At 69.1% G+C, this 23,634-nt stretch carries 20 protein-coding genes, 1 pseudogene and 1 riboswitch; of the genes and pseudogenes, 6 read left to right on the top strand and 15 right to left on the bottom strand.

Annotated features, from left to right (window positions below; genetic code table 11):
• Positions 1–83: 83 nt before the first annotated feature.
• Positions 84–1,316 (bottom strand): phosphoribosylamine--glycine ligase, encoded by a 1,233-nt coding sequence (gene purD / locus AB0M95_RS23820; protein ID WP_363768418.1) that lies wholly within the window; start codon positions 1,314–1,316, stop codon positions 84–86.
• Between the two features lie 401 nt (positions 1,317–1,717).
• Here purD and AB0M95_RS23815 point away from each other — a divergent pair, with 401 nt between their 5' ends.
• Positions 1,718–2,848, top strand: coding sequence for a magnesium and cobalt transport protein CorA (locus AB0M95_RS23815; RefSeq protein ID WP_363768415.1), 1,131 nt, complete (start codon positions 1,718–1,720; stop codon positions 2,846–2,848).
• Positions 2,849–2,966: 118 nt separating this feature from the next.
• Here AB0M95_RS23815 and tenA read toward each other — a convergent pair whose 3' ends face one another.
• The 6 genes from tenA to AB0M95_RS23785 form a co-directional block, all read right to left on the bottom strand.
• On the bottom strand, positions 2,967–3,671 hold the full coding sequence (gene tenA / locus AB0M95_RS23810) for a thiaminase II (protein WP_363768413.1): 705 nt from the start codon (positions 3,669–3,671) through the stop codon (positions 2,967–2,969).
• A riboswitch (TPP riboswitch) is annotated at positions 3,663–3,775 on the bottom strand. It overlaps the preceding gene by 9 nt.
• A gap of 406 nt (positions 3,776–4,181) precedes the next feature.
• Complete coding sequence (locus tag AB0M95_RS23805; protein ID WP_363768471.1) at positions 4,182–4,748, bottom strand: ATP-binding protein; 567 nt, start codon at positions 4,746–4,748, stop codon at positions 4,182–4,184.
• 105 nt (positions 4,749–4,853) lie between these two features.
• Positions 4,854–5,009 carry a hypothetical protein gene (locus AB0M95_RS23800; protein ID WP_363768410.1) on the bottom strand — a complete coding sequence of 52 codons (156 nt, stop codon included), beginning with the start codon at positions 5,007–5,009 and terminating at the stop codon, positions 4,854–4,856.
• Between the two features lie 125 nt (positions 5,010–5,134).
• Positions 5,135–6,088: a reverse transcriptase domain-containing protein gene (locus tag AB0M95_RS23795; RefSeq protein ID WP_363768468.1), complete on the bottom strand. Its 954-nt coding sequence runs from the start codon at positions 6,086–6,088 to the stop codon at positions 5,135–5,137.
• Complete coding sequence (locus AB0M95_RS23790) at positions 6,075–6,281, bottom strand: reverse transcriptase domain-containing protein (protein WP_363768407.1); 207 nt, start codon at positions 6,279–6,281, stop codon at positions 6,075–6,077. Before AB0M95_RS23790 ends, AB0M95_RS23795 begins: the two co-directional genes overlap by 14 nt.
• Positions 6,282–6,337: 56 nt before the next feature.
• The gene (locus AB0M95_RS23785) at positions 6,338–6,535 is read right to left on the bottom strand and encodes a hypothetical protein (RefSeq protein ID WP_363768404.1); all 198 of its coding nucleotides are present in this window, start codon (positions 6,533–6,535) and stop codon (positions 6,338–6,340) included.
• A gap of 986 nt (positions 6,536–7,521) precedes the next feature.
• Between AB0M95_RS23785 and AB0M95_RS23780 the strand changes: the two genes are divergently transcribed.
• From AB0M95_RS23780 to AB0M95_RS23760, 5 genes and pseudogenes are all read left to right on the top strand, one after another.
• Positions 7,522–8,865 carry a hypothetical protein gene (locus AB0M95_RS23780; RefSeq protein WP_363768401.1) on the top strand — a complete coding sequence of 448 codons (1,344 nt, stop codon included), beginning with the start codon at positions 7,522–7,524 and terminating at the stop codon, positions 8,863–8,865.
• 8 nt (positions 8,866–8,873) lie between these two features.
• Positions 8,874–9,245 carry an ASCH domain-containing protein gene (locus AB0M95_RS23775; protein ID WP_363768398.1) on the top strand — a complete coding sequence of 124 codons (372 nt, stop codon included), beginning with the start codon at positions 8,874–8,876 and terminating at the stop codon, positions 9,243–9,245.
• Between the two features lie 28 nt (positions 9,246–9,273).
• Positions 9,274–9,756: a carbamoyltransferase C-terminal domain-containing protein gene (locus AB0M95_RS23770; protein WP_363768395.1), complete on the top strand. Its 483-nt coding sequence runs from the start codon at positions 9,274–9,276 to the stop codon at positions 9,754–9,756.
• Between the two features lie 212 nt (positions 9,757–9,968).
• On the top strand, positions 9,969–10,835 hold the full coding sequence (locus AB0M95_RS23765; protein WP_363768392.1) for a hypothetical protein: 867 nt from the start codon (positions 9,969–9,971) through the stop codon (positions 10,833–10,835).
• A 161-nt stretch (positions 10,836–10,996) separates the two neighbouring features.
• A pseudogene (locus tag AB0M95_RS23760) lies at positions 10,997–11,113 on the top strand (LuxR C-terminal-related transcriptional regulator); the annotation flags it as partial.
• A 222-nt stretch (positions 11,114–11,335) separates the two neighbouring features.
• On the opposite strand, the gene AB0M95_RS23755 reads toward AB0M95_RS23760, so the two are convergent.
• The 8 genes from AB0M95_RS23755 to AB0M95_RS23720 all read right to left on the bottom strand — a co-directional run bounded on the left by AB0M95_RS23755 (position 11,336) and on the right by AB0M95_RS23720 (position 23,621).
• A complete protein-coding gene (locus AB0M95_RS23755) occupies positions 11,336–14,665 on the bottom strand; it encodes an NACHT domain-containing protein (RefSeq protein ID WP_363768389.1) in 3,330 nt (1,109 codons plus the stop codon).
• Between the two features lie 145 nt (positions 14,666–14,810).
• On the bottom strand, positions 14,811–16,031 hold the full coding sequence (locus AB0M95_RS23750; protein WP_363768386.1) for an XRE family transcriptional regulator: 1,221 nt from the start codon (positions 16,029–16,031) through the stop codon (positions 14,811–14,813).
• Entirely contained in the window at positions 16,018–16,821 is an 804-nt protein-coding gene (locus AB0M95_RS23745; protein WP_363768383.1) for a hypothetical protein, read from the bottom strand. Before AB0M95_RS23745 ends, AB0M95_RS23750 begins: the two co-directional genes overlap by 14 nt.
• Before the next feature lie 230 nt (positions 16,822–17,051).
• Entirely contained in the window at positions 17,052–17,975 is a 924-nt protein-coding gene (locus AB0M95_RS23740) for a glycerophosphodiester phosphodiesterase family protein (RefSeq protein ID WP_363768465.1), read from the bottom strand.
• 124 nt (positions 17,976–18,099) lie between these two features.
• Positions 18,100–19,383, bottom strand: a complete 1,284-nt coding sequence (locus AB0M95_RS23735) for an adenylosuccinate synthase (protein WP_358518393.1) — start codon at positions 19,381–19,383, stop codon at positions 18,100–18,102.
• A 102-nt stretch (positions 19,384–19,485) separates the two neighbouring features.
• Positions 19,486–19,905, bottom strand: coding sequence for a DUF3151 domain-containing protein (locus AB0M95_RS23730; protein WP_363768379.1), 420 nt, complete (start codon positions 19,903–19,905; stop codon positions 19,486–19,488).
• 120 nt (positions 19,906–20,025) lie between these two features.
• Positions 20,026–21,654 (bottom strand): glycosyltransferase, encoded by a 1,629-nt coding sequence (locus tag AB0M95_RS23725; RefSeq protein WP_363768376.1) that lies wholly within the window; start codon positions 21,652–21,654, stop codon positions 20,026–20,028.
• Positions 21,651–23,621 (bottom strand): glycosyltransferase, encoded by a 1,971-nt coding sequence (locus AB0M95_RS23720; RefSeq protein WP_363768373.1) that lies wholly within the window; start codon positions 23,619–23,621, stop codon positions 21,651–21,653. Before AB0M95_RS23720 ends, AB0M95_RS23725 begins: the two co-directional genes overlap by 4 nt.
• Positions 23,622–23,634: the final 13 nt, after the last annotated feature.

Genomic DNA, 23,634 nt, shown 5'->3' with positions numbered 1-23,634 from the left:
GCGCGTGTGCGGGCCCTGGCGCGTTGGGAGCGCTTCCAGGGGCGGCGTGCTCCAGAGCGTCCTGGGTGCGCCCAGGAGCCGTTCTAGGCGCGTGCGGCGATGTCGGAGCGGTGGTGGGAGCCGCGCAGCCGGACGCGGTCCACGAGCGCGTACGCGGCGGCGCGCGCGGCGGCGACGTCCGGACCCGTGCCGACGACGCTGAGCACCCGGCCGCCCGCCGAGACCACCCGGCCCTCGGCGTCGAACGCCGTGCCCGCGTGGATGACGTACGCGTCCTTCACCGGGGTCGCAAGGCCCTCGACGCGGTCGCCCTTCACCGGGTCGCCCGGGTAGTTCTCGGCGGCCACGACGACCGTCACGGCCGCGCCGTCGCGGTACCTCGGCGCGGGCTCGTCCGCCAGCGTGCCGGTCGCGCAGGCGTACAGCAGACCCGCGAGCGGGGTCTCCAGGCGGTCCAGCACGACCTGCGTCTCCGGGTCGCCGAAGCGCGCGTTGAACTCGATGACCCGCGGGCCCGAGGACGTCAGCGCCAGCCCCGCGTACAGCACCCCCGCGTACGGCGTGCCGCGCCGGGCCAGCTCGCGGACGGTGGGCAGCACGACCTCGTCCATGACGCGCTCGGTGAGCCACTGCGGCGCCCACGGCAGCGGGGTGTAGGCGCCCATGCCGCCGGTGTTCGGGCCCTCGTCGCCGTCGTAGGCGCGCTTGAAGTCCTGCGCGGGCTGCAGCGGCACGGCCGTCGCGCCGTCGCACAGCGCGAACAGCGACACCTCGGGACCGTCGAGGTACTCCTCGATGACGACGCGCTCGCACGCCGCCGCGTGGGCCAGCGCCTCGTCGCGGTCGGACGTCACCACGACGCCCTTGCCGGCCGCGAGCCCGTCGTCCTTCACGACGTACGGCGCGCCGAACGCGTCCAGCGCGACCTCGGCCTCCTCGGGGGTGACGCACACGCGCGCGCCCGCCGTCGGCACGCCCGCCGCCGTCATCACGTCCTTGGCGAACGCCTTGGAACCCTCGATGCGTGCGGCCTGCGCGGACGGGCCGAAGCAGGCGATGCCCGCCGCGCGCACGGCGTCGGCGACGCCCGCCACCAGCGGCGCCTCGGGGCCGACCACGACGAGCTCGGCGCCGAGGCGCGTGGCCAGCGCGGCGACCGCCCGCGGGTCGGTGGGCACCACCAGATGTACGGTGGCCACCGCGGCGATGCCGGCGTTGCCGGGGGCGCAGTGCAGCTCCGACACCGAGGGGTCCAGCCCGAGGGCACGGCACAGGGCGTGCTCACGGCCGCCGGATCCAATCACAAGAACGCGCACGTGGGGAGTCTACGGGTCGGTTCCGGGGTCACCGGACCGCGTCCCGTGTTCCTGTTAGGGGGGTTCGGGGGTTGCGCGACGCTTGCTGGTCACGCACTGGTGAACGGCCTTTGTGCCGATATTCATGATCGAACCTGTAAGGGCGTTGTAGGCTAGGGGAGCGGCCCCGCCTGTGGTAGGTTAGGGCAGCTCTGGCTTGTCTCTCGGCGATTGGAGGTGGACTCGGGATGACTTCTGGTGATCCCAGCAGTACGTGCTCGCGCACGTACGTCGTGCGCAAACCCGACCACTCCAACTCGGTGTCCGACTGAGAGCCACGCGCTGACTTCCTCTTAGCGGCCGTTCGCCGCCCTTGACTCATTCGCGCATGGCTCCGCCAGGTCGGGCGGGAAGGGACCGCCATGCGCTCCTCCACCCTGTTCCAGCGGATCAACCTGCACCAGCGTCCCGCCCACGTGCGCCTCAGTGCCTCCCCCGGCGCGAAGGGCTCCCGACGTGAGCCGAACGGCCGGTGCGTGCCCCCGAGCGACTCCGTCGTGGAGTTCGGCGCCTACATCGGCGGCAAGCGTGTCGACGTCCCCGGCATCCCCGAGGCCGTCACCCTGGTTCGTGAGCACAACGCCGCCTCCGAGACCGGCGGCGCCTACGTCTGGGTCGGCCTGCACGAGCCCGATGCGCCCGAGGTCGGCTGGCTGGCCGAGATCTTCGGCCTCCACCCCCTCGCCGTCGAGGACGCCGTGAAGGCCCACCAGCGCCCCAAGGTCGAGCGCTACGGCGACTCACTGTTCGTCGTGCTCAAGACCGTCGCCTACCTCGACCACGACGAGCCGGACGACTCCCACCAGATCATCGCCACCGGCGAGATCATGGTGTTCGTCGGGTCCGACTTCGTGGTGACCGTCCGCCACGGCGAGCACTGTCCCCTGGCCGACGTGCGCAGGCGCCTCGAAGACAAGCCGAAGCTGCTCGCGCGCGGGCCCTCCAGCGTGCTGCACGCCATCGCCGACCACGTCGTCGACAAGTACCTCTCGGTGTCCGATCTGATGCAGGCCGAGCTGGAAGAGGTCGAGGCCGCCGTCTTCGCCGACGTCAGCTCCCGCGACATCAGCCGCATCTACCAGCTCAAGCGCGAGATGATCGAGATGAAGCGCGCGGTCACGCCGTTGCAGACTCCGTTCAACGCGCTGCCCACCCGCCGCATGATCCCCTCTGAGATGCGCGAGTACTTCCGCGACGTCGTCGACCACCTCTCGCGGGTCTGCGAGCAGGTCGAGTCGTCCAACGAGCTGTGCAACTCCATCCTCCAGGCCGCGCTCGCGCGCTCCAACGCGCTCGCGAACGAGGACATGCGCAAGATCTCGGCATGGGTCGCCATCATCTCGGTCCCCACGATGATCGCCGGCATCTACGGCATGAACTTCCGCCACATGCCCGAGCTGTCCGCCATCTGGGGCTATCCGGTCGTGCTCGGCTTCATGCTCGTCGTCTGCTCGCTGCTCTACCGAGGGTTCCGCCGTAACAGCTGGCTTTGACCGTGGCCCTGATCGGGCGGCGGCGGTGCTGAACGTACCGGCTTGAACATTCCGGCCTGACTGACCGGCCCCCCGAGCCGGTCGGCGCTGGGCGTATGGTGGCGGTGGCAGGTGCCGCTCAGACAGGCCAGGACTCCTGGCGCCACGCGGCGTCCCAGAACATCCACTCATAGCGAGCCGTCGTGACGAAGTGCTCGAGCGCGACGGCGCGCTGCCGGGGCGTCGAGTCCGCGCCGGTACGGTCGATCAGGTCGACGACCCGGCGCACCACCTTCTGGAACCCCGGGTCCCCGTAGGCGGCGATCCACTGCGTGTACAGCGGGTCGGGCGACGACTCCGCGAGCAGCGCCTCGCCGACGCGGGCGTAGATCCAGTAGCAGGGCAGCACTGCGGCCAGGGCGTCCAGGAACGAGCCCCCGTACACCGTGGCCAGCAGGTAGCTGGTGTACGCGCGGGTGGTCGGCGCGACGGGCAGCTTCTCGGCCTCCTCGGCCGAGCCGCCGAGCTGGAACATGAACTCCGAATGCATCTCCTGTTCGGCCGCGATCGCGCTCACCGCGTCGTTCGCGAAGGCGCGTACGTCGTCCTCGCAGGGCGACTTCGCCGCGCACAGCGCGAGGGCCCGGGCGTAGTCGCGCAGGTAGTGGGAGTCCTGCACGACGAAGTGGCGGAACGTGTCGTGGGGCAGCGTGCCGTCGACCAGGCCCGTGATGAACGGGTGGTCGAGGATGGCCCTGAATGTGGGCTGGACGGCCTCCCACAGCTCTTCGCTGAACGGGCTGGACGACACCGTCAACGTGGCGGTGGACCCGGACGTCTCCATAGAACAGCTCCCTACGCCGGCATGACCCGGTCAGGTTCGAGCGGTCTGCGGCCGCAGCAGCCACACTCTCAGCCCGGTGCGCCGGGCTCCCGCGGTTGTCCTGGCAAGGCTAACGCGACCGTGTGATCGAGGCTAACCCAACATCGCTAACTCAGGCCCCGCAAAACCCCCAACCCACCCCCACCCCACGACTCACCCCACCAAATCACCCGACATAACCGAATACAAGCCATATCGCCCCCCAAACCAAGCAGAACCCGCCCCCCGCGAAGGCCGGACCGCGCCCCCCGGAAGCGGGTCCCTGCTGGAACTGTCTCCGCTGGAACTGTCTCCGCTGGAAATGGTCCTCGCTGGAAATGGTCCTCGCCTCCGCGCCCGGGGGGCGCTCCGGCTCGGGCTCTGTTTTCCCAAGGGGCTTCGCCCCTTCGACCCCAGGCTTGCGTGGGCTCCAGCCGCGAACCCGCAGCTCCGCTCGGCGATCCACCGATGTTTCATCCCATGGCCGGCTCGTTAACCACGCCCACCTACAGCGAGGGCGAACCCGACTGCCTTGCCTGGTGTGCCGGTGCTGGAGGTCGTTGTCGCGTACACGGCGCATCGGCCGCCGGAAAGCCGGTAGGTCAGCAGCAGTCCGCGGCCGTTCTCAGCCAGGGTGTCTTCGGCGAGAAACGGCACGTCGGTTGTCCCCTGCGCGCGCAGCCGTTGTAGTGAGACTTCAACTTTCTCGGTATCCGGGCTTCCATCCACCACCTCACACCAAATGGGTACGTCGGCGACGCTGATGACGCGCACCTCGTACGGCTCTGCGGCGTGCCGCTCCACGTTGGCCGTGAGCTCTGCCACGATGACCTCCGCGTCGGAGACGTCTTCCGCTCCCACCCCCGCCTTCATCAAGATTTCCCTTACCAGCGCCCTGGCCCGCCGTCCCCCGCAACCCGGAACGAGCGTTCCGACAAGAGCTCCGACATGCGCGAGCCCCACGCCGCAGTCCTTCTCGTTCCACCCCTCGGCCCCGGACTCAACCGGTGGCCGCGGGGCCAGGCGAGGCTCCGGGGTAAAGGCTTCACATGGGGGCATAGCGCTCCGTTCGTAGGCTGGTATCTGGATGGGGAGGGATATTTCCTTCGATACCGGATCGGGGAGGCAAGACTCTGGTCTGTGGGATGTGACTGTCATGGCCTGTTACGCCACCCACGTCCAGGACGGCTCCACAGAGACCACCGCGCCGTTCTCGGCCTCGCGCATCAGCTCGCGCAGTTCCCTGACGGTCACGGCTTCGATGCGCAATGGTGAGGGTGCGTGCCAGGTCGCGATCGCGATGAAGCGGCGGATCCCCACGCCGGTTGGGTCGGACCGGGGCGCCCTATCGGGATTGCTCCCGACGGGTTTCCCCGGCCCGCCCGCCGCACCCGCCGTGCGTGTCTCCACGCAACGGGCGCTCCGCATGTCTTTCCTGCTGGTTATTACGTGACCGTTGCCGGTGTCGGTGTCCACGGGGTCGGTATGGTCTCGCCGCGGTAGCGGTAACGGGTCACTGCGACGCTGGATGCGCCGGTTAAAACCGCCCCGTTATAGGCGAACCGCCATCCTTGGTCGCAGAAGCGACGGCGGAGTTCTGGCATTCCGATCCGACGGTTTCCATGTTTGTATTTACGGCGTATCCAGCGCATCAACCGGCCCCACGTGAACCAATCGATGTCGTTGAATGTTGCCTTGGATACCCCATAGCGGAAGTAGTTCGCCCATCCGCGCAGGGACCTGTTCAGGCTAATGATCAGCTTGTCCAGGTCCCAATGGAGCGTTGACCTGTACGTCTTAGCCCGCACTTTATCTTTGATGGCCTGGATGGCCTTCTTAGAAGGTGTGGTGTAGACGTAGTGCTTTTGTGTTCCTCGTTTACGCATTCTGCGGATATGGAACCCGAGGAAGTCAAAGCCCTCATCGATGTGGACCACGCGGGTCTTTTCCGGTGACAGCCGCAAGCCCACTGGGGCGAGAACGGCCGCCACCTGCTGCCGCAGCTCCTCGGCGTGATGACGCTCCCCATCAACCACGAAGACGAAGTCGTCGCAGTAGCGGACGAGCCGCCAGTTGCCGAGGCCGCGTCTCCTGCGACTGCGCCGCCACCCTTGCGTGCCCATCTTCTCGTTCCTTTGCCGTTCGAAGTGATCGTCCAGCTCAGACAGAGCGATATTGGCGAGCAGCGGGGAAAGGATGCCCCCTTGTGGTGTTCCAGTCAGTGTTTCTTCCCGGTCTCCGAATTCTGTGAGGACTCCGGATTTCAGGAACGCTTTCACCAGTGCGCACAGGCGCTTGTCCTTGATCCTCGCCCGGAAGCGTTTCATCAGAGCTATGTGCGATATTTCATCGAAACACGCTTTGATATCTGCTTCCAGTATCCATTTAGCTTGTCGGATGGGAAGCGAGATGATGGATCTCGGCTATAGCATCTTGTGCGCGCCGATTCGGGCGGAACCCATACGAGCACGGTTTGAAGTCCGCCTCGAAGATAGGTTCTAGCACTAGTTTCAGGCTTGCCTGCACCACTCGGTCCGCGATGGTGGGTATACCGAGCTTCCGGAGTTTCCCGTTCGCCTTGGGTATCTGCACCTGACGCACTTCCACCGGCCGGAACTCGCTCGACTTGAGCGAGTTCCGGATTTGGTTCAGGAAAACATCGACCCCATCCGGGTTTCGATCCAGGCCGCTGTGGCCTTGTCGATCCCCGGCGTCTTAGCGCCCTTATTGGTTGACACCCGCTCCCAGGCATGCATGAGGAACGCTGGGTCGTAGACGAGGTTGAACAGGTCACCGAACCGGCGAGAGGACTCTTCTCCAGCCCAGCAGTGCAATTTGGTCTGCATTCTCCGTACCGTAAAGTAGGCCGAATCCAGATCCGGCCACCTTATAGCGCCAATATTCACCGGCGCTTCTTCGGACATTGCTTTCCCTTCTTATCTGACATGCTGCCGCCCTTCCCCATGCGCACAGGCTTTCCCTGGCTCGGAGTACTACGGCGGCTCCGCCCCACCCGCGCCTTCGGTCGGCGTCGCACCTATCCCTCCGCATTTTCTCTGGCTTAGAAAATTCGAGGGAACGCACACGGATGGTTCCCACGTTCACTGCTATCCGGTTGACGGGTTAGGCACCCGGCTCTACCCCTGCGGTATTGCCATGATTACGCCGTAGACAATTCACCATGGCCTCCCGGCCCAGACTCCTAAGACCCTGCCAGGAGTTCCCCGTCTGCCGCAGTTCGGCAGATGGGTGCGCACCGCGTTCCAGCCCAGATCCACCGGGTTTGAGCTGGCGGTTCGTTAAGAGGCGTAACAACACCGGTTCCTCGCGTATACCTTCCCGTCTCGCTCACCGCGCTCGGCCCATCCGGTAGTGCTGGGCCGACGCGACTTTGTCGAGGCTGCTCCTACCCTCCCCGGCGACCCCCGGTTCAGGCTGCCTCCAGCTTCACTTCGCCGCTACGACGACAAAGAGATGGAATACGGCCCGGAGAGTTGAGTGGGGACTCCGATCCGGTGTCGTCCCGGCGCGCGGCTCACCGTGAGGTCTCCCCCCTGGGCGACTCGAAGCCCGGAGCGACGTGCCGGCGAAACCGGATGATTCCGGCCTTGCTCATGGTCAAGGTGTCCTTCCTGGTCGGGCCCCGCGGTGCCCGGTTCCGTGCCCCGGCCGGGTCGGGCTCGTCATCCACGTATGACTCGCGATTTCCCGGCGAGAGCGTTCGTTGGTGCCAGTGAAACCCGGCACTGTCACGTTCGGTAGGCGGATACTGGCGGTAAGTGATGCGGACATGGCGACTGTCCGCCCCCTGATCGACGATTGGTGCAGGCGGATGACCGAACAACAGCCCCCGGCATGGGCGGTCCGGCTTCGAGACGAGCGTGAGGCACGCGACTGGAACAAGCGGGAGATGGCCCGGCGCCTTCTCCGTGCGGCGGGCTATGAACATGGCTCGGTCGACTCCATCGCCCGGCAGATCCGAAACTGGGAGGGCGGGCGGCACTTCCCGCGGGACTGGGCCACCGCTTATGCGATCGCATTCGACGTCCGCGAGCGTGAGTTGTTCTATGGATGTGACGAGGACGCGCGCACCATAGAGGAGGTCGAGCCGACGAAGCGCCGTAACGCTCTGAAGCTGGGGGTCGTCGCCGCGATAACCCCCTCGCTGTTGCAGCGGGTCCTACGTGATTCCGCATGCGAGGCGATGGAATTCACCCGCCTCGCAGGTGTCAGTTCGCTCGGTGCCGGGACGCTCGCGCACCTTGAGGCTGCTACGACCGCCCTTAACCGTGGTTACGGCGTGGAGCCCCCTGTCGAGCTGTTCACGATGGCACGGACGTATCGGCGACGAATCGGGGAGCTGATCCGAGGGCGGCATACCCTCAAAGAGGGACGCGAGTTGTACGTCTACGCGGCATGGGTCTCCGAGATGCTCGCGTGGCTGGCGCACGACCTTGGCGATCCGCTGGCCGCCGAAGCATGGGCGATCGACTCCTTCGAACATGCCGACCAGGCGGCGCACAACGAGTTGTGCGCATGGGCCACTGACGCTTTGGCCTCGGTCAGCATCTATACCGACCGGCCCGCACATGCGATCGCCGCCGCACATCGGGGGATCGCCAAGGCCGCCGCGGATCATCCGCTGGCCATTCGACTACGCGCTCAGGCGGCGCGCGCCCATGCCCGGCTCGGGCAACGTGAAGAATGTGAAGCACTTCTTCGCGACGCCGGTGAACGGTACGAGCGGCTTCCGGCTCGCGCGCCGATGCGTTTCGCCATGGACACCGGAAACCTGGCTTCCTTGGCGGTCACCTCCTATCCGGCTTCGGCGTACATCTGGCTCGGGGATGGTGAGCACGGTGACTTTGAGAAGGCGAGAGCGCACGCACAATCGGCGCTGGCGGCTCATATGGCTCTCCCGGCCGCAGATCGCTCCCCGAGCAGGGAAGCGATCGCCCGGATCGATCTGGGTATCGCTTTGACCGAATTGGGGACGCCGGACGAGGCGGCTGTGCTCGGACGCCAGGCTCTGGCCGGCACGCACTTGGTCGACTCGGTTCGGACCCGGGCGGGCGATCTCGACCGGGTCCTGACCGCCAGGTACCCGAAACTGGGCGTTGTGCAGGAGTTTCACGAGGCGTACATCCAGGCGCATCGCAGCCCGGTTGCCGACTAGGGGCAACTATGAATGAGACCTCAGCCACGCGCGAGCTGAACATTCGTATGACGTATTTGCGGCTCATCGCGGATGCGGTGAAGACCGTTGAGGTTCGGGTCGGGTATCCGAAGGTACGGAGGATTCGGGCCGGGGAGTCGCTGGTGTTCGTGTCGGGGGATGTTCGGCTGGTGACCACGGTGAAGAGGGTCACCGAGTACGCGTCGTTCGATGCCATGCTCGACCACGAGGACGCCCGGTCGATCGGCGGGGACCTCGGTGAGAGCCGTGACGGGCTCCTGTCCGTGATCCGTGGCATATACCCACCGGAGAAGGAGCGGCTCGGGGTCTTCGCGATCGAGGTCGAGCCCACGTCAATAGAAGGCGCCGGAGCGGCGTAGGCCACGGAAGCTTCTCAGCCCGGGAGCCGTGGAAACGGAGCCACCTGACAGAGTCCACCTGTTCGTCGTTGGGGATGACGCGGAACCGCAGTGGGCGGGGCGGAGCCTCCCTTGGTTTTCCGGCGGCAGCGAGCTCGGGCCCCGCGCTCTCGGCCACCGCTCCATCCTCGCCGACCCCCGCACCACCGCCACCCGCGACGCCCTCAAACACCACATCAAGCACCGTGAGCCGTTCCGCCCGTTCGCACCCGCCGTTTTGCACGCCGACGGTTCACGCTGGTTCGGCCTCGATGCCGCCGGATCACCGTTCATGCTGCCGGCCCCGGCCGTACGCCCCGACCGGGCTGCACTGATCCCCGCCGTCGTGCACGTCGACGGCACCGCCCGCGCCCAGACCGTCGATCCAACCGTTAACCCCCGCTTCCTGTTGATCGCTGGATGCTCCGCGCCGTCGTCCAGAGGCGGTTTCATGGGTTTCTCGCAGGCGTGGCGCGATCTCATCACCGGCTAGGGGTGAACGACGGGCGAGCTGAATTCGTATGCAGTATCTGCGGCTCATTGCGGATGGGGTGAATATTTTGGGCACCATGTGACTGATTTGCGCACGGTCGTACCTTAAATCGATTTGGCTCGAAATGTGATTTTTCACTTGCCTTCTGGGTGTTCGGATGATTATCTGTCGAAGTTTTGTTCGGGCTTTGCTCTCCTGCTAACGTCCTGCCCATGCCCACGTTGGAACATGAAGCATTCATTATGCTTTTCAAGAACCGCCCTGAAATGGCCGCGGAGTTGCTGGTCCGCGCCTTGGGGTTGACGATTCCGAGCTACCGTGAGGCCAGGATCGAATCGGGTGATCTCACGCAGTGCCCACCGGTGCAGTACCAGGCGGACGCGGTGGTGACGTTCTCGGACAAAAAGCCGGTGCTCACCGTCGTGGTGGAGGTGCAGCGAGGCCGTGACTACGACAAACGATGGAGTTGGCCGGTGTATCTGGCGGCGGTGCGGGCGCGGACGCGCTGCCCCGCGATCCTGCTGGTCATCTGCCCTGACGCGCCCACCGCCCGGTGGTGCATGAAACCGATCGACATGGGACATCCCGGCTGGCGGCTCGTTCCCCTCGTCGCCGGCCCGGACGCGATCCCGGCGTTGACGGACCCCGCTGAGGCGATCAATGCGCCGGAATTCGCGGTGCTGTCGGCGGTGGCCCATGGTGGCGACCTGGACGGCCAGCCGGTTCTGGAGGCCTTCCACGCCGCCCTGACCACCCTCGATGACGAGCGGTCCCGGTTGTACGCTGACATTGTTCTGAAGATGCTCCCTGAGCTGGCCCGCAAGCATATGGAGGAATTAATGGCCGTGGGGACCTACGAGTACCAGAGCGACTTCGCGAAGAAGTACGTCGCGGAAGGCAAGGCGGAAGGCAAGGCGGAAGGCAAGGCTGAGGCGATCGTGATGATCCTGGACAGTCGTGGGCTTTCCGTCCCGGAGGAGGCGCGTAGTCGCATTCTGGCGTGTACGGACGCGGCGCAGTTGGACATATGGCTCCAGCGGGCGCTGACGGTCGCTGCCGTTGAGGATGTGTTCGCCTGACGGCTCAGTGGTTACGGCAGCATCGTCACGGGGGCGCGCCATTAAGCACGGCGATGGGCTGGGATGCCATCGCGAGGGGGCGGGCTCGATCACCTACGCGCGGTTGCCAGGCGATCGTGCGCTTCTACTCTCTGGTCGCCGTGGGTGATTCGGCCGCGGCGTTGCATCTGGCCGAGGCGACGGTCAAGACGCATCTGAGCCGCGTGCTGGTCAAGCTCGGGCTGCGTGGTCGCGCCCAGGTGGTGGTCTTCGCCTACGAAAGCGGCCTCATCCCCCCGCCACCCCCGACCTCTGACCGCCCCACCCGACAGCCATGGCCGCCCTTGCGGGTGATCATCCGCACTCCGCCGGCGGTGGGGGTTCGGGGCGGTTGCGGGTGGTCGAGAACCAGTCGCGCGCCCGGGTTCGCCCTCTCACCTGGACGTCGAACGAGCGACCCGCCGTTTCGGCATCCCAGGCATCGAATTCAACGGGTCGCTTCGACGGGCCGCCGATTCCGCTCAGCCGCGAACCAGGAGAAGGACGTCCGGCGGAGTGATGGACCCGGATGCGCGGCACTCAAGGAGCGACAGGATGTGCGCCATCAGGATGAGCTCTATGATCGCGTCGTCGTCGGTCCGCTGAGTGTCGACCTCGGCCAGAACGGCGACCGCCAAAGCGGCGATCCGTGCGGCGCGCACCCGGTGTCTGTCGTAGGGAGCGCGGCGCTCCAAAATCGGCTCCAGTACGGCGACGATATCCGTTACGAGTGCCGACGCTATGGGCCAGAGAGCGTTTCCTGACCGGTCGCCGACCTTGTCGAGCACGTGGCCGTAGGTCGAGCGAAAGAATTTCGTCAGGTCACCGGGCACGACCCTCATCTCGCTGTACTCGGGCATGAATTCAGCGATCGCCGCAGGAAGATCATCAATGTTCTTCGGCACCCATTTCAACGCGGGTGGACGGTTGGGAGAATTGCCCAGCCACCAGACGAGGCAGAGCGTGGCCGATGCGAGCAGGAGCAGCCGATGTTCGGCGCCGTCGTGGCCTCCCCTTTCGGAGGCCGGCTCGCCGTGGATGACGATGTTGCTCGCGAGCTCGTGGGCCGCGCCAAGGAGCCGCCTGTAGTCACGGACGATTCTTCCCTCAGTGACGTTGTCGGTGAGCGCCAGAAGGGGGCAGTTCTCGTCCACGAGTTCTTCGACGTCCTCCAGGACTTCGGCGTACGCGCGATCTATGATCTCGATGCTCTCGTCAGGCGGACGTGTCGCCTCGATGTCGAGCAGCTCCCCGATCCGTCGAATTCTGTCGATGCGGGGGTCTTTGGCGAGAGTCATGTCATCGTCGAGCATGCGGGCGCGGATCGCGGCCAATCTCAGTTCGAGACCCATGTCCTGGAACCTGTTGCGGGCGACGAGATGGACGAGTTCACGTTCGAGGAGGACATGGCGAGCGATGTCGCTTGCCCCTCTGGCGTACGTGAGGGCCGGGCTCAGATGTGCCGCGAGTTTGTTGTCGAGGCGGGACAGGCGGGCGACGCGGGCATCTTTCGCTGTGCCGATCAGGGCGAGGACGGTGGCGTTCAGCAGGTATGGCCTGATCTGATCGTAGTCGAACAGCGGCATCTCGGTGACGCGACGGAAGTCGTGTGACAGGAAGCTGGTGCCGTGCAGGGTGATGTCCCTGCCGTCCCCAGCCCAGGGGCGTGAGCGCGTGAGGTCCACTACGAGGTTGATCGCGGGGTCGGAGAGCTCGGCAGTGGTCGGAAGGCGGTAGGCGGACGCGTCGGCGGAGAAGAAGTTTAGCCAGTCCACGAACCGGGTCACGTCGTTCGGCCACAGGCCTGTGATGGGCGTTTCCGTGCTCGGCCAGTCGTTGGCGGTGATGTGCTCCGGGGGGTAGTGCGATCCGGCCGCGTTCTCGGTGAACAGCCGGTAGAGATCGCTGGTGACCGGGTGGGCGCAGAGCGCGGTGCCTTCCTCCATGTGGATCACGTCGCGGAGGGCGCGGTTGATCTTGATTGCGGTGATCAGCCGGCGATGGCCGTCAGCGTCCGGTCCCTCTGAAGTCGGGGACGAGAGGAGAGATTCCAGGCGGTCCCGGAGGTCGGGGGACAGTTCGCGGGCCTCGTCGGCGCAGTCGAAGGCCAGGGCGAGGGCCCGGACGGTTCCGGAGGTCAGGCAGGATTCGACCACGGGGCTCGCGTCGGCGGTCGCCGACCACAGCAGGGTCGTCTCCCGCCACGCCGGGTCGTCCACGCGCTTGGCGAGGAACGACGGCTGTTTCTCCTGCTTGATCTCGGTGGCGGCGAGGTACTCCTGCAACGTCAGGTGCGCGAAGGCGAGGATGCCGCTCTCGCGTTCGACGATCAGGCCGCTCTTCTCGGTCTCGGCGAGGAACGCCTCGGGGGTGACGTCGCGGGACACGCGGGCCAGAGCGGGTCCGATGGCTTTGCGCGCTCCTTCGACGGAGATGTCCTTCACGCCCCGGAGCATCATGGTCAGGGCAAGTTCGCGGACGACGCGTTCCTTCTGCTCCCCGCGAAGGGCGGTGCCGTGGTCGGCCAGGCCCTTGGACTCCTGCCGCCGGTGGAGGAGCACCTCGCACATCTCGCCGTACAGGCCGGCGCGGCTGCCCGGGAGCGCGCCCCGGTAGCGGTGGACGTTGGCGATCATCGTCAGCAGCAGCGGGTTGGCGGCGAGGTCGTAGAGCGCGGGCTTTCTGCGCAGGCGTTCGAGCAGGTCGTCGGCATGGTTCCGGGCCCGTGCCCGCGTCTCGGGCCCGGTCTCGCCGGTGCTGCGCTGTTCGATCGCGTGGTACCAGCCGTGCAGGAAGGACGCGATCTGCTCGGGGGTGAACCGCCGCACCTGAAGGACGGTGGCGTCGTTCAGCGGGTTGTCGTGGTACCCGTGCGGCCGGGAGGTGACCACGAAGGTGTTGCCGGAGTAGCGGATGGTCTGCTGGGACATCCACCGGACGACCGCCTTGCGGTCTTCCTCCTTCGCGACCTCGTCCAGGCCGTCCAGCATCACCCGGCAGCGCCCCTTCTGCAGGCACCGCTCGAACCAGGTGGCCGGGATCCGTCCCTTCAGCCAGGGCTGCCCGGCCGCGATCGCGCCGAGCGTGACGTCCGGATCGTCCAGGACGGCCTGGATGTGGTCGCGTAGGTAGAGCAGGATCGGCAGGTCGCCGCGCCGGGACCGGCACAGGTCGAGGGTCGTCCGCCGTAGCAGGGTGGTCTTTCCCGAGCCCGGCGCCCCGATGACCGCGAACACGCCCGCCCGGTCGGCGTCGAGGAAGGACTGGAGGGAGCGCCGCTGGTCGGCCGTGACGGTCCGGGCCAGTGGTTCCCGCGACGTTTCGGCCGCGACGGTCCCGGTGAGCGGTTCGCGCGGGGGCTCGGCCTTGACGGTCCCGGTGAGCGGCTCTCGCAGGGTCTCGTGGACGGCGCGGGGGACGAGGCTCACGTCCACGTACACCTGCCGCAGTTCCAGGGCGTACTCGCCGATCGTGGTCAGGCCGCGCACGTCGATGTAGCGGATGCTCGCCGCCAGGTGCTTGAGGTACGTCCTGCGGGTGCGGGCCAGGCGGTCCGTCACGGTCGCGTCCACGAGATCGGCGACGCGCTGCACCCATTTGTCCTGGACGGCCTTGCCGACCTGCCGCAGGAACTCGACGACCGCCAGCGCGATCCAGTACCCGAGGAGCGCCAGCCCGCTCAGCACCGGATGCGTCTGGACGTCCGGCCACAGCCCCGCGCCGACGAGGGTCGGCGGGCCGAGGGCCGCGAGCGCCACGGCGAGGCGCGCCCACGGCGTGGACGACGGTCCTAACGGGGGTTGCGCTGCCATCTTCGGCCACTCCGATGTCGTCGCCGTGATCACCGGCCGCCACCGCACGGCGGCACACCGCGATCGTCCCACGATTCGGTCTGCCGTGTATGCGTACGTTTCTACGCGGCCGACGGCAGAGCGGCCATCCCGATCGGTGCGGTGGTCAGGGGACGATGCGCAGCTGGGGGCGGTGGTCCGGGAGGCCGAGGAGTTGGCGGACGCGGGGGACCGTCCAGGCCAGTTGGGTGGCCAGGGCGGGCATGGTGAGGCCCGTCTCGGCCGCCGCCAGGTCGAACGCCTGGGACAGCAGGACCGGATGCTCGCCCGGATAGCCGGTTATGGGCTCGTTGGCGAACCCCGGCTGATCGCGCAGGGCCGCGAGGCGCTGGTACGCGCGGCCGGCGGCAGAGTCCGACAGCAGGCCCACCTCGCGGCAGCGGTACAGCAGGGAGTCGACCGAGACGCCCCACACGTGCTTGAGCTCGGCCAGGCGGCGCAGGTCCAGGCGGCGGGGGAGGTCGGGCAGGATGCTGTCGCGCGGCGTGAGGAACTCGGCGGCGAAGGTGTCGGCCTCGCGCTCCTGCTGGACGTCGCCCGCCGCCGTCTCGCCGTGCAGGACGAGATGCCCCAGCTCGTGGGCGGCGGTGAAGCGGTAGCGGTGGATGTCGTCGAAGCGGTTGGCGGTCAGCACGACGATCGGCCGGGGGAGCTGCGACGTCGAGAACGCGTCGACCGTCGTCGCGTCCTCGTCGGGAGGGGGCAGGACGACGACGATGCCGTGGGCCTCCATCTGGCGCACCAGGTGGGCGATCGGGCCGGTGCCGAGGCCCCAGTGGCGGCGCAGCTCGCGGGCGGCGGCGGCCGGGTCGCGGGGCAGCTCGACGCCCGAGTGGACCTCGCCGCCGGAGAAGCCGGGCAGGTCGACGTGCGGCAGCCGTACGCGCTTCTCCAGGGCGTGGGTGAGCTCCCAGACCTGCTCGACGAACGCGACGGCCTTGACCCGCTGGTGGACGCGGGTGGAGCGCAGGCTGCGGAAGTGCGCCATCGACCCGTCCAGCTTGGCGTGCGGGCGGCCTGGCAGGAAGAACGCCATGGGCACGCCGAGGGCCTCGGCCAGCCGGGGGACGAGGTCGGGCCGCGGGTGGGTGGCGCCGGTCTCGTACTGCCCGACCGCCGCCGGGGTGACGCCGATGCGCTCGGCGAGGTCCTTTTTGGTCAGCCCGGCCAGCCGCCGCGCCTGGGTGAGGCGCGCCTGGTCGAAGGCGTCGGCGACGGCCTGCGGCGTGGGCCCGCCTCGTCCTCCCGAGCCCGCCTGGTCGAAGAGGCGGATCTGGCCCCGAGCCGGGCCAGGGTGCCGGCCGCCGTCATCCTTACGCTCGCTCATCGGCGTCGGCGGTCCGCGGTTCGTCGTAGGGCTCGCTGAAGACGGGGAACAGCGCGGGGTTCTCGCGTTCCACGGCCGGGCGGCGGGTGAGCGTGAGGTCCGGCTCGGCGGCGGCGTCGAAGCGGGCGGCGACCTCCGGACGGTCGTCCAGCGGCAGGGCCTGCGGCGTCCACGGCGAGGAGGCGGCGAGCAGCGGGATCGGCTCGTAGTGGAGCCAGTGGATGTGCCCTATGTCGTCGATCAGCTCGGCCTCGCCCCAGAAGAGCCGCAGCAGGCCGGCCTGCGAGTTCGCGGCGTAGGCGACCGGGATCAGCCGCGTGTCGGCGGGCAGCTTGGCGAGGAGGGGACGCACCTCGTCCAGCTCGTCGTCGCCCTCGTCCACGCCGAGGTCGAGCTCCTCCTGGGTGTAGATCGTCCGGGGGCCGTAGCGGGTGAACAGCTCGCGGGCGAGCGCCGAGACGCGCCCGTCGCTGATGCGGGCCTCGGAGATCGGGGTCGTGTCGTCCTCGGCGTAGCGGAAGGGCAGGAACAGGTTGCCGTCCAGGACGACGAGGTGGTGCGGCGAGCGGTAGGGCCGGATGACCTGGAACCCCGGCTCGGTCCTGAAACCGGCCACCAGCGCCTCGTAGCGCCGCGCCATCAGCGTCGAGCCGTACGCGTACCGCTTGTCGCTTCTGGACCACTTCTGCGCGTCCTGAGCGTTCTCGGCGGCCTCTTTGAGGGACGCGGCGAGCCGGTTTCTCACGTCCGCGGCACGCACGCCGAAGCGCTCGATGGCCCAGCTCGACATGCGCGGCTCAATGCGCGGCTCCGCCTGCATCGGTGACCTCCGGTCGTGGGCGTCCTGGCGCCGGGATCGCCTCAGGACGATGATCCCGTCACTTTAGTTCCCCGCACGATACTCCCGCGCCCACTCCAGTTGATGTTGTGACTCGCCGAGCATCGCGGATGGATCGCGGACGGATCGCCGAGGATCGCGGACGCCGTACGCCCGGCCGCGAACCGGTCGAACCACGGCGATCACGGGCGAGTGGGACTCGGGCTCACGGCCGGATGAGGCAGGGCGAGGCCGCGCCGCGTCCACAGGTCGCGCATGCGGTCCGGGTAGTCGGTGACGATGCCCGCGACGCCGAGGTCGAGCAGGCGCGCGGCCTCCTCGGGGTCGTTGACCGTCCACACGGCGACCGGCAGCCCGGCCTTCGCGGCCTGGGACATCAGCTCCTCGTCCACCAGCACGCGGTCGGGCGACAGGGTGGTGGCCCCGATGGAGGCCGCGGCCGCCGCGATGTCGCCGCCGAAGTCGGCGACGTGGTCGAGGCCGAGCCAGGCCGGGTCCAGCGTCGCCTTCTCGACCAGGGCGTAGCGCAGCGGCACCAGGTCGCGGGCGACGCGCAGGACGCGCCAGTCGAAGCTGAGGATCGCCGCGCCGTCCAGCCGCTTGTGCCGCTCCAGCTCGTCGACGACCAGCTCGGTCACCTCGCGCGGGTCGCCGGACAGGTCGGGCCGGGTGGGGTCGGACTTGATCTCGACGTTCATCCGCACGTCGTCGGCCCCGTACGCGGAGGCGAGGCCGAGCATGGCGCCCAGCGTGGGCATGCGGGCGCCGGGCACGCGGGCCTGGGTGGCGGCGAAGCGGTCGTCCTTGGTCCTGGGGTGGCGCACGCCGACGTCCAGCATGCGCAACTGCGTCAGCGTGAGCGACCGGATCGGCTTGCCGACGTACGGGAAGTCGGGGTCGTCCTCCGTGAAGGGCGCGGTGTCGGCGCTGGTCACGGCCGACACCGTCAAATCGTGGGTCAGCACCAGCCTGCGGTCGGCGCTGAGCGCGACGTCGAACTCGATCGCGTGGACGCCGAGCTCGAGCGTGAAGGCCATGCCGGGAAGGGTGTTCTCCGGGCGCAGACCCCGTGCCCCCCGGTGGCCGTGAATCTCCGGTATCTCCACCTGCACACGGCGCACCCTATCGTCCACGTGCCCTGACCTCGTTCAGGCGGGGCCGTGAACGCGCGCCGGAACGCCCTTCCGGCGCGCGGAGAAGCCGTGACCGGGGGAGATCACGGGCCGCCCGTCAGATCAGCGGGCGCAGCGAGAGCGTCTGGGTGCGGCCGGGGCCGACGCCGATGGCCGAGATGCGCGCCCCGCTGAGCTCCTCCAGCGTCCGCACGTAGTCCTGGGCGTTCTTGGGCAGGTCCTCGAAGGACTTGGCCTCGGTGATGTCGTCCTCCCAGCCCGGGAACTCCTCGTAGATCGGCTTGGCGTGGTGGAAGCCGGTCTGCGTCATCGGGATCTCCTCGTGGCGCACGCCGTCCACGTCGTAGGCGACGCAGACCGGGATGCGCTCCAGGCCGGACAGGACGTCCAGCTTGGTGAGGAAGAAGTCGGTGACGCCGTTGATGCGGGTGGCGTACCGGGCGATGATCGCGTCGAACCAGCCGCAGCGGCGGTTGCGGCCGGTGGTCACGCCGTACTCGCCGCCGGTGGTGCGCAGCCAGTCGCCCATCTCGTCGGTCAGCTCGGTCGGGAACGGCCCGGAGCCGACGCGCGTGGTGTACGCCTTGAGGATGCCGATCACGCGGGTGAGCCGCGTGGGCGGGATGCCCGAGCCGATGCAGGCGCCGCCGGAGGTCGGCGAGGACGACGTCACGAACGGGTAGGTGCCGTGGTCGATGTCGAGCAGGTTGCCCTGGCCGCCCTCCAGCAGGACGACCTTGCCGTCGTCGAGCGCCTTGTTGAGGATGAGCGAGGTGTCGGCGATGTGCGGCTTGAGCCGTTCGGCGTAGCCGAGGTACTCCTCCAGGACCTTCGCCGCGTCGATGCCCCTGCGGTTGTAGACCTTGGTCAGCACCTGGTTCTTCTCGTTCAGCGCGACCTCGATCTTCTGGCTGAGGATGCCCGGGTCGAGCAGGTCCTGCACGCGGACGCCCATGCGCGCGATCTTGTCGCCGTACGCCGGGCCGATGCCGCGCCCGGTGGTGCCGATGCGGGCCTTGCCCAGGTAACGCTCGGTCACCTTGTCCAGCGCCTTGTGGTGGGGCATGATCAGGTGCGCGCTGGCCGAGATCAGCAGGCGGTCGCACGAGATGCCGCGCTCCAGCAGGCCGTCGATCTCCGAGAGCAGCACCCCCGGGTCGATCACCACACCGTTGCCGATCACCGGGACGACGTCGGGCGAGAGCACGCCGGTGGGCAGCAGGTGAAGGGCGTACTTCTGGTCGCCGATCACGACCGTGTGGCCCGCGTTGTTGCCGCCCTGGTAGCGGACGACGTAGTCCACCTCACCGCCCAGCAGGTCGGTGGCCTTACCTTTGCCCTCATCGCCCCACTGGGCGCCCACGAGAACGACAGCCGGCATGGTTAACTCCCGCACACAAAAACGTAAACCCCTGGCGCAAGTGCGACAGGGGCTCTTGCGTTGAGAGACTACCCGAGCAGGCTGATGTCGCCCAAGCGTGGCTTACTGCTTGTTGAGGGCCTTTACCGCCTCCGGGCTGCTGTCACGCAGGAACGTGGAGCAGCGCTCGGCCTCGTCCTTCTCGCCGATCGCCTGCGCGGCGCGGGCGAGGGCGTGCAGGCAGCGCAGGAACCCCCTGTTGGGTGCGTGCTCCCACGGGATGGGGCCATGGCCCTTCCAGCCGGCGCGCCGGAGCTGGTCGAGGCCCCGGTGGTACCCGGTGCGCGCGAAGGCGTACGACGTCACGGCGTGGCCTTTGGCGAAGTATTCGTCGGCGAGGGCCGCCCAGGCCGCGGAGTAGGCCGGGAAGCGCGCGGCGACATCGCTGGGCTTGGCACCGGATTCAAGGGCTCCCCTCGCGTCGGGGTTGTCCGGAATGAGGGTCGGCGGCGGCCCGGCGAGGAGGTTCTCGTGCGTTTCCATGAACACAGTCTTACCGTTGTTCCACCTGTTCGGTCATACCGGCCGCTGTGATACGGGATGTTATCGAGAAATCGTTCTGCCCCGGTGACCTGGCGCGGCGCCCGGTACGCCCGAATGTGATCAGCGGAGGCGGCGCAGCAGGCCGCGCGGGCGTGTCGCGGACGGTCCGAGCGCCCGGGGCGGCGTGGCGCCGTTCTCAGGGCCCCCAGGCTCGGCCTCGCTGGTCGCGGCGGCGAGCCGCTCGGCCAGGCGGGCGTTCTCGGCGCGCAGCCGCTCCACCTCGCGCCTGAGGGCGGGGTCCTCGACCTTGCCCCGCGTGGGCGGCTCGGCCTGGCCCGCGGGCAGGAAGCCGAGCGTCGCGCCGTCCACCCAGCGGGTGCCGGCCACGTCGTCCACGGCGGACTCCAGCGGCTCGCCGTCGGCGCGGACGAGCCGGGCGCGGGCGAACGCGCCGGTGTGCTCCAGCCGGGCCGCGATCACCTCGTCGGAGGTCTCGTCCAGGGCGATACCGACCAGCCCGTACCCCTTGCCGGCGGCCTGCTCGACCAGCTTGCGCAGCGTCTCGGGCCCGGGGACCCAGCCCGCCGGGCACAGCATGCGGTACGGCGTGGGCGCGGCCGTCTCGGGCACGTGCTCGGCGTACCGGACGCGCGGCTCGGCGCGGTAGAGGCCGCGCAGCAGGACCAGGTCGAGCATGGGGCTCCTCAGCGGGTCACGCCGGTCCTCGCGCACCTCGCTCCACGGCCCCACCAGCGTGATCGCGATGTCGTTCAGCGTGCTCGCCAGGAAGCCGTCGGCGGTCGCCCGCGCGTCCTCGTACGAGGCGAGGGTGACGTCGATCACGACCTCGACGTACGGGACCTGCCACTGGCGGCGGGGGTGGGTGCGCAGCCAGCGCATGACCGGGATGTGGTCGGGCACGAACGCCTGGTTGTACCGGCGCACCTGATCGCCGTCGCGCATCATCATCGAGGCCCCGAGGTGGCGGCTGCGCGCCTCGGGGGCCAGCACGAACGCCGCGCCGCGCTGGGCGAGCCGGTAGCCGAGCTCGCTGTCCTCGCCGAGGACGAGCCCGGTGTCCAGCGGCCCGGCCTCGCGCAGCAGCCGGGCGTTCACCGAGGCCGCGTTGGTGACGTGGACGCGGTAGGCCGTGTCGCGCTCGGTGCGCAGGCCGTTCGTGCGCTCGGCCAGGTCGACGATCCACGAGTGCGGCTCGCTCGCGGCCTCGTCGAACAGCGTCTCGGTGGCGGCGGAGGCGACCGCGTCGCGCACCTGCTCGGGGGTGGGCGTGCCGGGTGTGTGGTCGACGAACCGGACGTACCCCATCACGACGAGGTAGTCGGCCAGGTGGTGCCAGCGCATGTGCGCCTCCACCTCGTCGTGGAAGGTGACCATGTCGGCGTCCAGCCAGTGGACGACGTCGCCGGAGGCGCGGGCGAAGCCGGCGTTGCGGGCGTTGGAGCGGCCGCGTGAACCGGGCTCGCTGGTGATCATGAGGGTGTTGTCCGGGACGATCTCCGGCAGGCGCAGGGCCGGGTGGGTGCCGTCGTCGACGACCACGACCTCCATGAGGTGCCCGGGATAGCTCTGCGCGGCCAGCGCGGCCAGCGTCAGGTCCAGTTTGTCCTGGTGCCCGTACGCGGCGATCACCACGCTCACCGACAGCGTGGGACTCCAGGCACCGGGCGCGGGGGGCTTCAGGACGTCGTAGTCGTTGTGCCGGATCCTCGGCTGCCCGTGCTGTGTCACTGTTCCCACTCCATGAGTCGGCTCGGCCGGAATCCCCGCCACTGATCTTTCGCGCGGGCCAGGAAGTAGCCGACGGGCTCCTGCCAGGTGTGCCCGCCCCTCGCCGCCCTGCGCGCGACGAAACCGAGGCCGTGCGTACGGTAGATCGCGCCGCCGGCCCGCATCAGGTCCTGGAAGAAATGGACGTCCACGGCGCGCGCCACCGGCCGGAAGCCGCCGAGCGCCTCGAACGCCGAGCGCGACACCACGAAGGTGCCGCCCGCCACGTGGTTGGACATCGTCTCGCTGGTCCAGTCGCGGCGGATCGTGACGTCGATCTGCTGGAGGTAGAAGAACTCCGAGGCCGCGCCCACCAGTTCCGCGCCCGAGTACCCCTGGGCGAGCAGCATGTCCGCGAGGTGGTCGGGCCCGTACCAGTCGTCGTCGTCCCATTTGCTGAGGAACGTTCCGCCGGCCCGCGAGGCGGCGAGGTTCAGCACGGAGCCGAACGGCAGGGACGCGTCGGCCTCGACGACCGTGATCGGCCGGTCGAAGTCCCTGATGGCCGTCTGGAGCTCGGGCGCGGAGGCCGTCACGCCGTGCAGCGTGAGGACGACCTCCAGCTCCACCCCGCGCTGCCGGGCGATCTGGCCGAGGGCGAACGGCACCAGTTCGGCGCGCCGGGTGCACATCACGACCGAGATCGCGGGCGGCGGCGGGACCGGCACCCCGGCGCGGGCCGCCATCGACCGCCAGCGTGCGGTGGTGCCGTGGCGGCCGAGGGCCAGCCGGCGCACCCGTACGCTGTGCTCCTCGCGGCGCAGCTCGTCGGCCAGGTCGGCCTCGGTGGCGCCGGCGGCCAGCGCGGCCAGGTCCGCCCCGAGGCCGTCCACGGCCCAGGCGGGCGGGGCGTCGGAGATCAGCGGGATCCCGGCGGCGGCGAGCCCGGCCACGGCGCGGACGGCCGCGATCGGGCCGGTGTGCGAGGGACGCCACGCGAACCGCAGCCCGCGCGCCCGGCGCAGGCGGCCGACGTCGGCGTCGGTGACGCCGCCGGACGCGGGCACGCGGACGACCGTCCGGCCCTCCAGGTCGATCTCCCAGCGCCCGTCACGCTGGACGATCTCGGCGATCGGCTGCTTCGGCGTCTTCGTGAATCCCCGGGGGTTGACCGACCGCTCGTCCACCGGGGGGACGACGTCCGGTTCGATCTCCAGGGCCCGCAGCGCCTGGTAGCCGCCGGGGGAGCCGAAGCGCGCCCAGCTCACGTCCACGGGGCGGTCCAGGGCGGGGACGCGCGCGTCGATCCAGTCCTCCGCCGCGCCCGGCTCCGGGGCGTGGACGGCGTGGACGGTGCGGACGGTGCGGACGGTGCGGACGGCGAGGTCGGCGGTGGGCACGTCCGAGCGGTCGGGGACGGGGCCGCGTTCGTCGGCGAAGGTCACGTTCGGGTCGCCCGGCCGCCAGTCCGCGAGCCCGGGACCCGCCAGGCCCGCCATGGGAAGGGCGTACCCGGCGAGGTGGTGGCCGCCGAGGCTCCGGGCGACGGCCGCCGCGACCTCGCCCGAGGGCAGCGGCTCGGAGAAGCGCGCCGCGACCCGCCAGCCGGACGCCCCGTACCGGGTGACGCCGAGGTCGCGCAGCAGGCGCCGGCCGAGGCTCGGCGACAGGGGGAGGCCGGGGGCGTCGCACCACGACGGGGCCTGGGTGATGATCACGCAGGTGAGCGGCGTCGTCGGCAGCGCCGCCCCGAGGGCCACGGCCCGGCGCAGGTCCGTGGGGGTCCTGGCGACGATCACGACGGCCGACGGGTCGGGCCGGGCCCACGGCGCGGGGCCCATCGTGTCCACGTCCGCCACCTCGTACGCCAGCCCCGGCAGCAGCGCGTCCAGGCCGTCGGCGTCCACGCCCGCGACGGCCACGGCGATCTTCGAGCCGGTCCGGATCAGCCTGGCCGCCGTCTCGGCGGGCAGCAGCGCGGCCGTCATGCCCGTCCCCGGG

This window comes from Sphaerisporangium sp. NPDC051017 (genome assembly GCF_040683095.1).
GTDB lineage: Bacteria > Actinomycetota > Actinomycetes > Streptosporangiales > Streptosporangiaceae > Sphaerisporangium.
This window is presented reverse-complemented; position numbering and strand designations above follow the sequence as displayed.

What these genes read in the sequence shown, in the direction of transcription:
- AB0M95_RS23815 (WP_363768415.1), top strand. Translation starts at nt 1,718, where the DNA reads ATGCGCTCCTCCACCCTGTTCCAGCGGATCAACCTGCACCAGCGTCCC.
- tenA (WP_363768413.1), bottom strand. Translation starts at nt 3,671, where the DNA reads ATGGAGACGTCCGGGTCCACCGCCACGTTGACGGTGTCGTCCAGCCCG.
- AB0M95_RS23805 (WP_363768471.1), bottom strand. Translation starts at nt 4,748, where the DNA reads ATGCCCCCATGTGAAGCCTTTACCCCGGAGCCTCGCCTGGCCCCGCGG.
- AB0M95_RS23785 (WP_363768404.1), bottom strand. Translation starts at nt 6,535, where the DNA reads ATGCAGACCAAATTGCACTGCTGGGCTGGAGAAGAGTCCTCTCGCCGG.
- AB0M95_RS23780 (WP_363768401.1), top strand. Translation starts at nt 7,522, where the DNA reads ATGACCGAACAACAGCCCCCGGCATGGGCGGTCCGGCTTCGAGACGAG.
- AB0M95_RS23775 (WP_363768398.1), top strand. Translation starts at nt 8,874, where the DNA reads ATGAATGAGACCTCAGCCACGCGCGAGCTGAACATTCGTATGACGTAT.
- AB0M95_RS23765 (WP_363768392.1), top strand. Translation starts at nt 9,969, where the DNA reads ATGCCCACGTTGGAACATGAAGCATTCATTATGCTTTTCAAGAACCGC.
- AB0M95_RS23755 (WP_363768389.1), bottom strand. Translation starts at nt 14,665, where the DNA reads ATGGCAGCGCAACCCCCGTTAGGACCGTCGTCCACGCCGTGGGCGCGC.
- AB0M95_RS23750 (WP_363768386.1), bottom strand. Translation starts at nt 16,031, where the DNA reads ATGAGCGAGCGTAAGGATGACGGCGGCCGGCACCCTGGCCCGGCTCGG.
- AB0M95_RS23745 (WP_363768383.1), bottom strand. Translation starts at nt 16,821, where the DNA reads ATGTCGAGCTGGGCCATCGAGCGCTTCGGCGTGCGTGCCGCGGACGTG.
- AB0M95_RS23735 (WP_358518393.1), bottom strand. Translation starts at nt 19,383, where the DNA reads ATGCCGGCTGTCGTTCTCGTGGGCGCCCAGTGGGGCGATGAGGGCAAA.
- AB0M95_RS23730 (WP_363768379.1), bottom strand. Translation starts at nt 19,905, where the DNA reads ATGGAAACGCACGAGAACCTCCTCGCCGGGCCGCCGCCGACCCTCATT.
- AB0M95_RS23720 (WP_363768373.1), bottom strand. Translation starts at nt 23,621, where the DNA reads ATGACGGCCGCGCTGCTGCCCGCCGAGACGGCGGCCAGGCTGATCCGG.